Here is a 13,180-nt window from a genome sequence, read left to right as displayed (position 1 = left end):
GGCAGTCGGCAAGACCGTATCGTCCACATCCACCTCCGCCATCACCTCGCGAAGCTGCTCACGATGGAGATCAGGATGTAGACGATGATCATCAGAACGAAGAAGGACAGGTCGAGTGCCACGCCCCCGAGACGCAGCGGCGGGATGAGCCGCCGCAGAAGCTTGAGCGGTGGATCGGTGACAGTGTAGGTGGCCTCCAGAACGACCACCATCGCCTTACCGGGTTGCCATGAACGGGCGAACTGGAAGACGTAGTCCATGACCAGCCGGAAGATCAGCAGGACCAGGAAGCACATCAGCGCGATGTAGATCACCTGCAGTGCGACACCCATCCCGCGCTTCCCTCTCCCCTGGCTCTCGTGCTCTCACTTGTCCGGCCGCCCTCGCGGCCGGGCCGTTCTCGATCTCGTGTTCTCAGCTCTGGTTGAAGAATCCGCCCTCTGCGATCCGGGCCTTGTCCTCCGCCGTGACATCGACGTTAGCAGGCGACAACAGGAACACCTTCTGCGTCACGCGCTCAATGCTGCCATGGAGTCCGAAGACGAGTCCGGCGGCAAAGTCGACAAGTCGCTTCGCGTCGGTGTCGTCCATCTCCGTGAGATTCATGATCACGGGGGTGCCCTCGCGGAAGTGTTCCCCGATGGTACGGGCCTCGTTGTAGGTCCGCGGGTGCAGCGTGGTGATGCGGTACGGCTCCCGCTCGGACACGACCTTGGGCATGATCACCGGCGCGTTCTTCTCCAGGCTCGGGCGTTCGGGTGTGATGGATGCCACGGGGGCAATTCGGGCAGGACGCCCGCTTTCCGCGTGTACGGGCACAGACTGGGCGACGGGTTCGCGCGGCGCGGGCGGCTGGACCACCCGTACCGGCTCCTCGCGCTCGATCTGCCGAGGGGGCTGCTGGTGGCGCCGGTCGCGCTCGGGCTCCGGTTCCAGCTCGGGTTCGAAGTCGTCGTCGGGATCGAATCCACGGCCGTCGTAGCCATCGTCCTCCACGAGGCCGAGGTAGACCGCCATCTTGCGCATCGCGCCGGCCATTCTCTGCATCCTCCGCTCTGTGGTGGATCGCCCTTACCGAATGTCGCAGTGTCACCAAGTGCCCGCGATCCACGGGTCCGTCCGCCCCTCGGCGGAATGACCATATTTTCTGCTGTGGTCCGACTTGCTTCGCGACGTTACCCGAGCTTCGGGCGGACGCCGAGTACCGCCGTACCGATGCGCACGTGTGTCGCCCCGGCCGCCACGGCCTCCTCGAGGTCCGCGCTCATCCCTGCTGACACCATGTTCGCAGCCGGGCGGGTCGCGCGCAGGACAGTCGACAAATCCATCAGCCGCTCGAAGGCGGCACGTTGCCGGCCCGCGTAGGGACCGGCGAGCGGCGCGACGGTCATGAGGCCGTCGAGCCGCAGTCCGGGAGCGGCCTCCACGGCGGCCGCCAACTCCTCGATCCCGTCCGGCGCGACCCCGCCCCGGTCGCCGCGCTCGCCGGACTCGGCGTCGAGGGCGACCTGGATCAGACAGCCGAGCTCCCGCTCCGCCTTCTCCGCGGCCGCGGAAAGAGAGGAAACGAGCTTCAAACGGTCGACGGACTGCACCACATCGGCATAACCCACTACGGATCGGACCTTGTTGGTCTGCAACTGACCGACGAAGTGCCAGGTCAGATCGAGATCCGCACAGGCGGCGGCCTTGGGGGCCGCGTCCTGGTCCCGGTTCTCCGCCACGTGGCGGACGCCGAGTTCGTGCAGCAGTCGCACATCGCTCGCGGGGTAGGTCTTGGTGACCACGATGAGGGTCACCTCCTCCCGCGCGCGCCCGGCGGCGGCGCACGCGGCGGCGATGCGCTCCTCCACCCGGGCGAGGTTCTCTGCGAGTTCCGACTTGCGGTCCGTCATGTCTCTTCTCAGTCCAACCAGACATATCCCGCGAGTCGCCCCGTGGTGCGATCGCGGCGGTACGAGTAGTGGTCGCGGGACTCCAGGGTGCAGACCCCGGCGTCCTCGACGTCCCGGACGCCGAGCCGTTCGAGCTGGGCGCGCACTCCGGCGGCGACGTCCACGGCCGGGGTGCCCCAGGAGGTCTCGGCGTACGCGGCCGGTTCGACCTCGGCCACCTCGGCGCGCATCGCCTCCGGCACCTCGTAGCAGCGCCCGCACACCGAGGGTCCCGTGCGGGCGGTGATGCGGGAGGGGTCGGCGCCGAGCTCGGTCATCGCCTTCACGGCGGCGGGCACCACGCCGGCCACCATCCCCGGCCGCCCGGCGTGGGCGGCGGCGGCGACCCCGGCGACGGGGTCCGCGAGCAGGACCGGGACGCAGTCGGCGGTGAGGACCGCGAGCGCGAGACCCCGGCGGGCGGTGACGACGGCGTCGACGGACGGGACGTCAGAAGTGGTCCACGGGCCGTCGACCACGGCGACGTCCGCGCCGTGCACCTGGTTCATCCAGACCACGGCCGCCGGGTCGAGCCCGAGTCCGGCCGCCGCCCGGGCCCGGTTCGCCCGTACGGCCTCCGGGTCGTCGCCGACGGCGCCGCCGAGGTTGAGCTCCTCGTACGGAACGGCGCTCACCCCGCCCCACCGGTCGGTGAAGGCGAAGTGCGCGCCGCTCGTGTCGTGTCGCTGCCCTATCACTTCAAGAAGTCCGGGACATCCAGCTCTTCGGCCTGGGTGTCCGGGTACGGGCGGGCCGGCGGCACCACCGGCGGGGCGACGGGCGGCAGCGGGTTCTCGCTGACGGCCGGCGCCGGTTCGGCGGGCGCCGCCGGGGGCTCCTCGCGGGGGGCGACGGTGCCGAGGCCGCCCAGCGGGCGGGAGGTCTCGGTGGCGCGGGGGGCCGGGGCGGGCTCGTCGCGCTTGGCGGAGACCGAGCCGATGATGTTGTCGCGGCGGGCCGGCGGCTGGCCGCCGTCGAAGCCGGCGGCGATGACGGTGACCCGGACCTCGTCGCCGAGGGCGTCGTCGATGACGGCGCCGAAGATGATGTTCGCCTCGGGGTGGGCCGCCTCGCTGACCAGCTGGGCGGCCTCGTTGATCTCGAAGAGGCCGAGGTCGCTGCCGCCGGAGATGGAGAGCAGCACCCCGCGGGCGCCGTCGATGGACGCCTCCAGGAGCGGCGAGGAGATCGCCATCTCGGCCGCCGCCACGGCGCGGTCGTCGCCGCGGGCGGAGCCGATGCCCATGAGGGCCGAACCGGCCTCGGACATGACCGACTTGACGTCGGCGAAGTCGAGGTTGATCAGACCGGGGGTGGTGATGAGGTCGGTGATGCCCTGGACACCGGAGAGCAGGACCTGGTCGGCGGACTTGAAGGCGTCCAGGACCGAGACCTGGCGGTCCGAGATGGACAGCAGCCGGTCGTTGGGGATGACGATGAGGGTGTCGACCTCTTCGCGGAGCTCGGCGATGCCGTCCTCCGCCTGGTTGGCGCGCCGGCGGCCCTCGAAGGTGAACGGGCGGGTGACCACACCGATCGTGAGGGCGCCGAGCGAGCGCGCGATGTTGGCGACGACGGGCGCGCCGCCGGTGCCGGTGCCGCCACCTTCGCCGGCGGTGACGAAGACCATGTCGGCCCCCTTGAGGACCTCCTCGATCTCCTCACGGTGGTCCTCTGCCGCCTTGCGACCGACTGCCGGGTTGGCCCCGGCCCCGAGGCCGCGGGTGAGTTCACGGCCGACGTCGAGCTTGACGTCGGCGTCGCTCATCAACAGCGCCTGGGCGTCGGTGTTGATGGCGATGAACTCGACGCCCTTGAGACCGACCTCGATCATTCGGTTGATGGCATTGACACCACCGCCGCCGACACCGATGACCTTGATGACTGCGAGGTAGTTCTGCGGTGCTGCCACGTCGAAGGCCTCTCGCCTCGAGTTACGTGTCGCCGCTTCGCGGTGGTAAGCGCGCCGCGACGACGGATGCCGATTGGGACGGTCCGAAACGCCGACCCAAACCCTAACGTTGAAGTTTAGGGTTACCAGTGTCTCTGTTCGCTGGACTCTTCCGAACAGGACACTAAGTCGACAAGTGGCGCACGTTCAACGAACACGCCGAACCTCCCGTTTTTCTTTTCACCCTATGTGATCACCCGTAGCGCTGGCCAACCAGGGTGCTGGCCAGCGGTGATGGGCGTCAACTTCGTGACGAGGCGGGCGCGGTGGGGGCACTTACATCGAAGTGCCCCGCTTTGGGAGTCGCTTTCATGAGAGCGGTGAGAACGCGCGCCTTCACGGGCCCGTCCTCGCCGCTGCCCCAGAAGACGGTGCGGCCGTTGTCGAGCTCCAGAGTGATGGAGTCGAAGGACGTGATCCGGACGACACGGACGTCCTGGGCGATTTTCTCCGGGAGTTCGCCCGTCACGCCTACCGCCGCCCGCAACAGCCGCTCGGTGCCGAAGCGGCGCAGGCTGGGCGAGGCGTCGGCGTCGAGGACGAGGCGCGGGACGCCGGGCGGGGCGGTGGGCACGGTGGCGAACCGCACACCGCCGGAGTCCACTTCGATGAACTTTCCGCCCTTTTCAAGGAGAAGAACGGGCTGTCGTTCCGTCACTTTCAGACCGATTCCGTGCGGCCACGACCGGACGACGTCCACGGTGGCGATCCGCGGCAGTTCCTCGCGCAGCCGGGCCTCGATGGCGTCGGTGTCGACGGAGACGAGCGGCGCGCCGAGCGGTACGGCCGCGATCCGCTCGACCTCGGCCCGGGTGAGCACCTTCGTACCGGAGGTGCTCACCTTCTCGACCCGGAACCAGCTGGAGCCGTAGAGCGCCCAGACGCCGCCGGCCACCAGGGCGAGGACGGCGAAGCCGGTCAGGAGCACGCGCGGGCCGGGCATCCGGAACGTCCGGGTGCCCGGCCGGGGCGGCCGGCGGCCGGGCCCGCCGGACCTGCCGCTCGCGCTCTTCTGCTCGGTCGCCGGTCCGGCTGCCACAGTGGCCTCTCCTGCCTGTCGCCGCCGCGCTACGCCTGACGGCGGGCGGCGATCGCCTCGTACACCATGCCGACGAGCAGGTCGTCGGCGTCCCGGCGGCCGAACTCGGCGGCGGCGCGGGACATCTCGTACAGCCGGTGCGGGTCGGCCAGCACGGGGAGCACGTTGGTCTGCACCCACTGCGGCGACAGTTCCGCGTCGTCGACGAGGAGCCCGCCGCCCGCCTTCACCACCGGCTGGGCGTTGAGCCGCTGTTCGCCGTTGCCGATGGGCAGCGGGACGTAGGCGGCCGGGAGCCCGACGGCGGACAGCTCCGCGACGGTCATCGCGCCCGCGCGGCAGAGCATCATGTCGGCGGCGGCGTACGCGAGGTCCATCCGGTCCACGTACGGTACCGGTACGTACGGCGGCATTCCGGGCATGTTGTCGACACGCGGCAGTTCGTTCTTCGGACCGACCGCGTGCAGGATCTGGATGCCGGAGCGCTGGAGCACCGGGGCGATCTGCTGGATGACCTCGTTGAGCCGGCGTGCGCCCTGGGAGCCGCCGGAGACCAGCAGGGTGGGCAGGTTCGGGTCGAGGCCGAAGGCGGCCCGCGCCTCGGGGCGCACGCGGGCGCGGTCGAGGGTGGCGATGGTGTGCCGCAGCGGGATGCCGATGTAACGGGCGTTGCGCAGCTTGGAGTCCGGGGTGGCGACGGCGACCCCGGCCGCGTAGCGTGAGCCGATCTTGTTGGCCAGGCCGGGCCGGGCGTTGGCCTCGTGGACCACGATGGGCACGCCGAGGCGCTTGGCGGCGAGGTAGCCGGGCAGCGCCACATAGCCGCCGAAGCCGACCACGCAGTCCGCCTTGGTGCGCTCCAGGACCTGCTCGGCGGCCTTGATGGTGCCGCGCAGCCGCCCGGGGACGGTGATCAGTTCGGGGGTGGGCTTGCGGGGCAGCGGTACGGCGGGGATGAGCGCCAGCTCGTAGCCCCGTTCGGGCACCAGCCGGGTCTCCAGGCCGCGCTCCGTGCCCAGCGCCGTGATCCCCACGGTCGGGTCCTGCCTGCGCAGGGCGTCCGCGAGTGCGAGCGCGGGCTCGATGTGGCCGGCGGTACCTCCGCCGGCGAGGACGACATGCACCGAAATTCACCGCTCTCCGGACGGACGCTTCTTGACGCGCCGTCGCATCGACTTCCATCTCCCCCCGGCCCGCTTGCCCCATCCGGGGCGGCGCAGGGCCAGGGCCGCTTTCGCGGCGGGTTCCTGTCGCGCGAAGGCGATCAGGAGCCCGACGGCGAACATGGTCGGCAGCAGGGCCGATCCTCCGTAGGAGAACAGCGGGAGCGGGACTCCGGCGATCGGCAGCAAGCCGAGCACCGCACCGATGTTGATCACGGCCTGGGCCGTGATCCAGGTGGTCACGCCTCCCGCGGCAAACCTGACGAAGGGGTCCTCCGTGCGTCCGGCCACGCGGATACCCGCATAGCCTAGAGCCGCGAACAGGGCCAGCACCGACAGCGTCCCCGCCAGACCCAGTTCCTCGCCGGTGACGGCGAAGATGAAGTCGGTGTGCGCTTCGGGGAGTTGACCCCATTTTTCCACACTCGCCCCCAGTCCGGAACCGAACCATCCGCCGGACGCCAGAGCATAGATGCCGTGCGCGGCCTGCCAGCAGGGGTCCCCGGCGCCGCCGGGGTCGCTGGCGCCGATGCAGGCGAAGCGCTTCAGGCGGTGCGGGCTCGTCCTGATCAGCAGCATGCCGATGAGGCCGGCGACGCCGAGCACGCCGACGAAGAGCCGGGTGGGGGCGCCGGCGGTCCACAGCAGTCCGAAGAGGATCGCCGTGAGGATGATCGCCGTGCCCATGTCACCGCCGAGCATGATCAGGCCGAGCAGCAGGAACGCGCCGGGCACCAGCGGCACCAGCATGTGCTTCCACTGGGTCAGGAGCTTCATGTCCTGTTTGCGGGCGAGCAGATCGGCTCCCCACAGGATCAGCGCCAGCTTGCCGAACTCGCTGGGCTGGAGCATGAACGGTCCGCCCAGCGAGATCCAGTTCTGGTTGCCGCCGACCGCGACCCCTATCCCGGGGATCTGGACGAGCACCATCAGGAAGATCGCCCCGACCAGGATCGGGTAGGCCAGCGCCCGGTGCAGCTTCACCGGCATCCGCGAGGCCACCAGGAGCAGCCCCGCGCCGAGCAGGGCCGCGAAGAACTGCTTGCGGAAGAAGTACGAGGGCACCAGGTCGTAGCGGAGCGCCGTGATCATCGAGGCGGAGTAGACCATCACCAGGCCGAGCGCGGTGATGAGCAGTCCGGCGCCGACGATCACGTAGTACGCGGTGAGCGGCCGGTCCCAGGCCCTTCTGGCCCGCTCGTAGAGCCCCCGCGGCCCGCCCGCGCGCGCCTTCCTCGGCGCCGCGGGGGCGCGGCCCCCGCCCCGTTGGGCGGAGGCCTCTCGCGTCCCGGCGGTTCTGCTCGGCATGGTCGCTGTCCCCTCCAGTCGTGCCCGGCGCCGCGGCCGGACCTCCTCGCTGGTCAGGTCAGGCGCGCCCGGCCCGGGCGAGCGCGCGGACGGCGTCCGCGAAGGCCTCGCCCCGCTTGTTGTAGTTGGTGAACATGTCCATCGACGCACAGGCGGGGGCGAGGAGGACGGTGTCCCCCGGCCGGGCGAGCGAGGCCGCCTCCTGGACCGCCGCGGACATCGCCCCAGTGTCGGTCCGGTCGAGGTCGACCACCGGGACCTCGGGGGCGTGTCGCGCCAGGGCTTCGCGGATCAGCGCCCGGTCCTGGCCGATCAGGACGACCCCGCGCAGCCGCTTCGCGGACCGCTGTACGAGCTCGTCGAAGGTCGCGCCCTTGGCGAGGCCGCCGGCGATCCAGACGATCGGGTCGTAGGCCGCCAACGAGGCCTCGGCCGCGTGGGTGTTGGTGGCCTTGGAGTCGTCGACGTAGACGACGCCCTCGATCTCCTCGACCAGTTCGATGCGGTGCGGGTCGGGCCGGAAGGCCCGCAGTCCGTCCCGTACGGCCTTCGGCTCCACGCCGAAGGCGCGGGCGAGGGCGGCGGCGGCGAGCGCGTTGGCGATGTTGTGCGGGGCCGGGGGCTGGACGTCGGAGACCTCGGCCAGCTCCTGGGCGTTCTTCTGCCGGTTGGCGACGAAGGCCCGGTCGACGAGGATGCCCTCGACGACGCCGAGTTCCGAGGGGCCGGGGGTGCCGAGGGAGAAGCCGATGGCCCGGCAGCCCTCCTCGACGTCGGCCTCGCGGACCAGGTCCTCGGTCAGCTTGTCGGCCGTGTTGTAGACGCAGGCGACCTGGTTGCCCTCGTAGATCCGGCCCTTGTCGGCGGCGTACGCCTCCATGGAGCCGTGCCAGTCGAGGTGGTCGGGCGCCAGGTTGAGCACGGCGGCCGAGTGGGCGCGCAGGGAAGGGGCCCAGTGCAGCTGGTAGCTGGAGAGCTCGACGGCGAGGACGTCGTAGTCCTCGTCGCCGAGGACGGCGTCGAGGAGCGAGACGCCGATGTTGCCGACGGCGGCGGTCTTCAGTCCCGCGGCCTGGAGGATGGAGGCGAGCATCCGCACGGTCGTGGTCTTGCCGTTGGTGCCGGTGACCGCGAGCCAGGGCGCCGCCCCCGGACCGCGCAGGCGCCAGGCCAGCTCGACGTCGCCCCAGATCTCCACGCCCGCCGCCTCGGCGGCCTGGAAGAGCGGCTTGTCGGGCTTCCAGCCCGGCGCGGTGACGATCAGTTCGGTGCCGGGCGGCAGGGTCGCCCCGTCGCCGAGGCGGACGGTGATCCCCTCCGCCTCCAGCTCCGCGGCCTGCGCCCGGGAGCGCTCGTCGTCGCCGTCGTTGACGACCGTGACGACCGCGCCCAGGCCGTGCAGGACGCGGGCGGCGGGGATGCCGCTCACGCCGAGCCCGGCGACGGTGACCTTCTTGCCCTGCCAGTCCAGCTCGCTCACTTTTCGGATGCCCATCCCGCGTAGAAGAGGCCCAGGCCCACGATCACGCACATGCCCTGGATGATCCAGAACCGGACGACGACCAGGACCTCGGACCACCCCTTGAGTTCGAAGTGGTGCTGGAGGGGCGCCATCCGGAAGACCCGCTTGCCGGTCATCTTGAACGAGCCGACCTGGATGACCACGGACATCGTGATCATCACGAAGAGGCCGCCGAGCAGGGCGAGCAGCAGCTCCGTACGGGAGCAGATGGCGAGACCCGCGAGCGCGCCGCCGAGGGCCAGCGAGCCGGTGTCGCCCATGAAGATCTTGGCCGGCGAGGTGTTCCACCACAGGAAGCCGAAACACGCGCCCATCAGGGCGGAGGCGACCACGGCGAGGTCGAGCGGGTCGCGCACCTCGAAGCAGGCGTTCGGGTTGGTCAGGGTCATGGCGTTGGCGCACGACTCCTGGAACTGCCACAGCCCGATGAAGGTGTACGCGCCGAAGACCATCACCGAGGCGCCGGTGGCCAGACCGTCCAGACCGTCCGTCAGGTTCACGCCGTTGGACATGGCCAGGATCATGAAGAGCGCCCAGACCACGAACAGCACCGGGCCGATGGACCAGCCGAAGTCGGTGATGAAGGAGAGCTTCGTGGAGGCCGGGGTGAGGCCGCGCAGGTCGGCGAACTGCAGCGAGAGCACGGCGAAGGCGATGCCGACGATCAGCTGGCCGGCCATCTTCGCCTTGGCCCGCAGACCCAGCGAACGCTGCTTGACGATCTTGATGTAGTCGTCGAGGAAGCCGACCAGACCCATGCCGGCCATCAGGAACAGCACCAGGACGCCCGAGTACGTCGGGTCCTCACCGGTGATGACCTTCGCCAGCGCGTACGCGATGAGGGTGGCCAGGATGAAGGAGATGCCGCCCATGGTGGGCGTGCCCTTCTTCGACCCGTGGGTGCGCGGGCCGTCGTCCCGGATGAACTGGCCGTATCCCTTGCGGGCGAGCAGCTTGATGAGCAGCGGGGTGCCGATCAGGGTCAGGAAGAGCCCGATGGCCCCCGCGAAGAGGATCTGCCTCATCGGCCCGCGACCTCACCCTCGGAGCCCGCGGTTTCGAGCAGTGCCTGGGCGACCCGCTCGAGCCCGACCGACCTGGAAGCCTTCACCAGGACGATGTCCCCCGGGCGCAGCTCACTGCGCAACAGGTCGACCGCCGCCTGCGCGTCGGACACGTGCACCGACTCCTCACCCCACGAACCCTCGTTATAGGCGCCCAGTTGCAGCCAGGCAGCTTCCCTGTCCCCGACCGCGACGAGCTTGCTGACGTTGAGCCGGACGGCGAGCCGTCCGACCGCGTCGTGCTCGGCGAGCGAGTCGTCCCCGAGCTCGGCCATCTTGCCGAGCACCGCCCACGTACGAGAGCCCCTGGCCTGTGCAGACCTGCCCATGGCCGCGAGCGCGCGCAGGGCGGCTCGCATGGACTCGGGGTTCGCGTTGTAGGCGTCGTTGACGATCGTCACGCCGTCCGGACGCTCGGTGACCTCCATGCGCCAGCGCGACAGGGAGCCGGCCTCGGAGAGCGCGGTGGCGATCTCCTCGACGGGCATGCCCAGCTCATGGGCGACGGCGGCCGCGGCGAGCGCGTTCGACACGTGGTGCTCACCGTACAGGCGCAAGGTCACGTCGCTGCACCCGGTGGGTGTGTGAAGCCTGAAAGAGGGCTGTCCGTTCTCTGTGAGCCGGACGTTCTCGGCACGTACGGCCGCTTCGTCCGCTTCTCCGAAGAGGGTGATGCGCGCCTTGGTGCGGCTCGCCATCGCGCGCACCAGCGGGTCGTCGGCGTTGAGGACCGCGATGCCGCCGTCCTCGGCGGCCGGCAGGGACTCGACCAGCTCGCCCTTGGCCTGGGCGATCTGCTCGCGGCCGCCGAACTCGCCGATGTGGGCGCTGCCCACGTTGAGGACGAGGCCGATGCGCGGCGGGGTGAGGCCGGTGAGGTAGCGGATGTGGCCGATTCCCCGCGCCCCCATCTCCAGGACGAGGTGCCGGGTCTCGGCGGTGGCCGTGAGCGCCGTCAGCGGCAGCCCGATCTCGTTGTTGAGGGAGCCGGGCGTCCACACGGTCGGCGCGTGCCGCTGGAGGACCTGGGCGATCAGGTCCTTGGTGGAGGTCTTGCCGGCCGAGCCGGTGAGCGCGACGACATCGGTGCCGAGGCGTTCGACGACGGCCCGGGCGAGGGCCCCGAGCGCCGTCTGGACGTCCTCGACGACGATCGCGGGCACGCCGACGGGGCGGGCGGCCAGCACGGCTGCCGCGCCCGCCTCGACGGCACGCTCCGCGTACGCGTGGCCGTCGACGTGCTCGCCGGCGAAGGCGGCGAAGAGGCTGCCGGGAGTCACCTTGCGGGAGTCGATGACGACGTCACCGGTGACCTGGACGGCCGGATCCGGTATGTCGTGCGGCTGCCCGCCGACGATTTCGGCGATCTCGGCGAGGGAGAGGGCGATCACTGCTTCATCCCTGACTGTTCTCGTGACGGTGTTCGTCCTGCTGGGCGGCTTGTTCGCCGGCGCGGGGCGCCGGGCGCTCGTCGGCGGCGTGCGCGGGGCTCTCGTGGTCGGTGTGCGCCGGGCTCTCGTCGGCGGCGTGCGCCGGGCTCGCCAGGATCGCCTCGCGCAGGACCTGGCGGTCGTCGAAGGGGCGGACCACTCCGGCGATCTCCTGGCCCTGCTCGTGGCCCTTGCCCGCGACCAGGACGGTGTCGCCGGGCCGCGCCCGGGCGACGGCCGCGGCGATGGCGGCGGCCCGGTCGGCGTCGACCAGGACCTCGCCCCGCTCGGCGGCCGGCACCTCGGCGGCGCCCGCGAGCATCGCGGTGAGGATCGCGAGCGGGTCCTCGGAGCGCGGGTTGTCGGAGGTGAGGACGGCGGTGTCGGCGAGCCGGGCCGCGGCGGCGCCCATCGGGCCGCGCTTGGTGGTGTCGCGGTCGCCGCCGCAGCCGATGACCACGTGCAGCCTGCCGCGGGTCACCTCGCGCAGCGAGCGCAGGACCGATTCGACGGCGTCCGTCTTGTGCGCGTAGTCGACGACCGCCAGGTACGGCTGGCCGGCGTCGACCCGCTCCAGGCGGCCGGGGACACCGGGGACGGCGGCGACGCCGTCGGCGGCGGTCTTCGGGTCGATCCCGGCGGTGGCGAGGGTGGCGATCGCGGCGAGGGTGTTGGCCACGTTGAACGGGCCGGGCAGCGGCGCGGTGGCCGGGATGCGCTCGCCGCCGGGGCCGACGGCCGTGAAGGTGGAGTCGGCGGCTCCCGTGACGACGTCCTCGGCGCGCCAGTCGGCGTCCGGGTCGCCCGCGGCGGAGAAGGTGACGACCGGGACGGCCGCCTCCCGGGAAAGCCTGCGGCCGTACTCGTCGTCGAGGTTCACCACGCCCCGTTTGCTGCGCTCGGGGGTGAACAGCCGCGCCTTGGCCTGGAAGTAGTCCTCCATGTCGGAGTGGAACTCCATGTGCTCCGGGCTCAGGTTGTTGAAGACCGCGACGTCGAAGACGCAGCCGTCGACCCGGCCGAGCACCAGGGCGTGGCTGGAGACCTCCATCGCGACGGCCTCGACGCCGCGTTCCCGCATGACCGCGAACAGCGCCTGGAGGTCGGTGGCTTCGGGGGTGGTCCGCTCGGACTTGATGCGCTCGTCGCCGATGCGCATCTCCACCGTGCCGACGAGGCCGGTGTGCTTGCCGGCGCCGCGCAGTCCGCCCTCGACGAGATAGGCGGTGGTGGTCTTGCCCGAAGTGCCGGTGATGCCGATCTGGAGCAGGCCCTCGCCAGGGCGCCCGTAGATCTCGGCGGCGAGCTCGCCCATCCGGCCGCGCGGGTCCGGGACGACCAGGACCGGCAGGCCGGTCGCGGCGGCGCGTTCGCTGCCCGCCGGGTCGGTCAGGACGGCGGCGGCGCCGAGTCCGGCGGCCTGCGCGACGAATTCGGCGCCGTGGACGCGGGCGCCGGGCAGGGCCGCGTACACGTCGCCCGGGCGCACCGCCCGGGAGTCGTGCGTGATGCCCGAGACCTCGGCGGCGGGGCCGGTGGTCTCGATGCCCAGCCGCGCGGCGAGTTCGCCCAGGGGTGTGGGGCGGACCCGCTCCGGGCGGGGCGGGGTGGTTCGGTACTGATCAGCGTGTGGCACGGCGGTGAGCGTACCGGGCGCACCCTGCGCAGGGCTAAATGAGGCCGCGGCCTCGCCGGAGTTCGATTTCCGGTTCCCGGAACGGGGGGTGATGGTTGTCACTGGTGCTCCCGGAGTGTCACGGGTGTCGCCG

At 71.2% G+C, this 13,180-nt stretch carries 12 protein-coding genes; all 12 read right to left on the bottom strand.

The genetic code is table 11. From position 1 onward, the window contains the following. Positions 1 to 41: 41 nt before the first annotated feature. The 12 genes from ABTZ91_RS17600 to ABTZ91_RS17545 all read right to left on the bottom strand — a co-directional run bounded on the left by ABTZ91_RS17600 (position 42) and on the right by ABTZ91_RS17545 (position 13,149). Complete coding sequence (locus tag ABTZ91_RS17600) at positions 42 to 332, bottom strand: YggT family protein (RefSeq protein WP_345489237.1); 291 nt, start codon at positions 330 to 332, stop codon at positions 42 to 44. An 82-nt stretch (positions 333 to 414) separates the two neighbouring features. Next, complete coding sequence (locus ABTZ91_RS17595) at positions 415 to 1,038, bottom strand: cell division protein SepF (RefSeq protein ID WP_352078056.1); 624 nt, start codon at positions 1,036 to 1,038, stop codon at positions 415 to 417. A 137-nt stretch (positions 1,039 to 1,175) separates the two neighbouring features. Further along, entirely contained in the window at positions 1,176 to 1,895 is a 720-nt protein-coding gene (locus tag ABTZ91_RS17590; protein WP_352078055.1) for a YggS family pyridoxal phosphate-dependent enzyme, read from the bottom strand. Between the two features lie 8 nt (positions 1,896 to 1,903). Beyond that, positions 1,904 to 2,632, bottom strand: coding sequence for a peptidoglycan editing factor PgeF (gene pgeF, locus ABTZ91_RS17585; protein WP_352078054.1), 729 nt, complete (start codon positions 2,630 to 2,632; stop codon positions 1,904 to 1,906). Beyond that, positions 2,629 to 3,846 (bottom strand): cell division protein FtsZ, encoded by a 1,218-nt coding sequence (gene ftsZ, locus ABTZ91_RS17580; RefSeq protein ID WP_352078053.1) that lies wholly within the window; start codon positions 3,844 to 3,846, stop codon positions 2,629 to 2,631. The genes pgeF and ftsZ overlap by 4 nt, the downstream gene beginning before the upstream one ends. Positions 3,847 to 4,126: 280 nt before the next feature. Next, positions 4,127 to 4,924, bottom strand: coding sequence for an FtsQ-type POTRA domain-containing protein (locus ABTZ91_RS17575; protein ID WP_352078052.1), 798 nt, complete (start codon positions 4,922 to 4,924; stop codon positions 4,127 to 4,129). A 29-nt stretch (positions 4,925 to 4,953) separates the two neighbouring features. Beyond that, positions 4,954 to 6,048 (bottom strand): undecaprenyldiphospho-muramoylpentapeptide beta-N-acetylglucosaminyltransferase, encoded by a 1,095-nt coding sequence (gene murG, locus ABTZ91_RS17570; protein ID WP_352078051.1) that lies wholly within the window; start codon positions 6,046 to 6,048, stop codon positions 4,954 to 4,956. Positions 6,049 to 6,054: 6 nt separating this feature from the next. After that, positions 6,055 to 7,395, bottom strand: coding sequence for a putative lipid II flippase FtsW (gene ftsW, locus ABTZ91_RS17565; RefSeq protein ID WP_352078050.1), 1,341 nt, complete (start codon positions 7,393 to 7,395; stop codon positions 6,055 to 6,057). 58 nt (positions 7,396 to 7,453) lie between these two features. Beyond that, positions 7,454 to 8,890 (bottom strand): UDP-N-acetylmuramoyl-L-alanine--D-glutamate ligase, encoded by a 1,437-nt coding sequence (gene murD, locus ABTZ91_RS17560; RefSeq protein WP_352078049.1) that lies wholly within the window; start codon positions 8,888 to 8,890, stop codon positions 7,454 to 7,456. Then, on the bottom strand, positions 8,872 to 9,942 hold the full coding sequence (mraY, locus tag ABTZ91_RS17555) for a phospho-N-acetylmuramoyl-pentapeptide-transferase (protein WP_352078048.1): 1,071 nt from the start codon (positions 9,940 to 9,942) through the stop codon (positions 8,872 to 8,874). Before mraY ends, murD begins: the two co-directional genes overlap by 19 nt. Next, positions 9,939 to 11,372, bottom strand: coding sequence for a UDP-N-acetylmuramoyl-tripeptide--D-alanyl-D-alanine ligase (murF, locus tag ABTZ91_RS17550; RefSeq protein ID WP_352078047.1), 1,434 nt, complete (start codon positions 11,370 to 11,372; stop codon positions 9,939 to 9,941). The genes mraY and murF overlap by 4 nt, the downstream gene beginning before the upstream one ends. A 4-nt stretch (positions 11,373 to 11,376) precedes the next feature. Further along, the gene (locus tag ABTZ91_RS17545; RefSeq protein WP_407077970.1) at positions 11,377 to 13,149 is read right to left on the bottom strand and encodes a UDP-N-acetylmuramoyl-L-alanyl-D-glutamate--2,6-diaminopimelate ligase; all 1,773 of its coding nucleotides are present in this window, start codon (positions 13,147 to 13,149) and stop codon (positions 11,377 to 11,379) included. Between the last annotated feature and the right edge of the window lie 31 nt (positions 13,150 to 13,180).

Origin of the sequence: Streptomyces sp. NPDC126499 (assembly GCF_040302485.1) — a bacterium.
Classification (GTDB): Bacteria; Actinomycetota; Actinomycetes; order Streptomycetales; family Streptomycetaceae; genus Streptomyces.
This window is presented reverse-complemented; position numbering and strand designations above follow the sequence as displayed.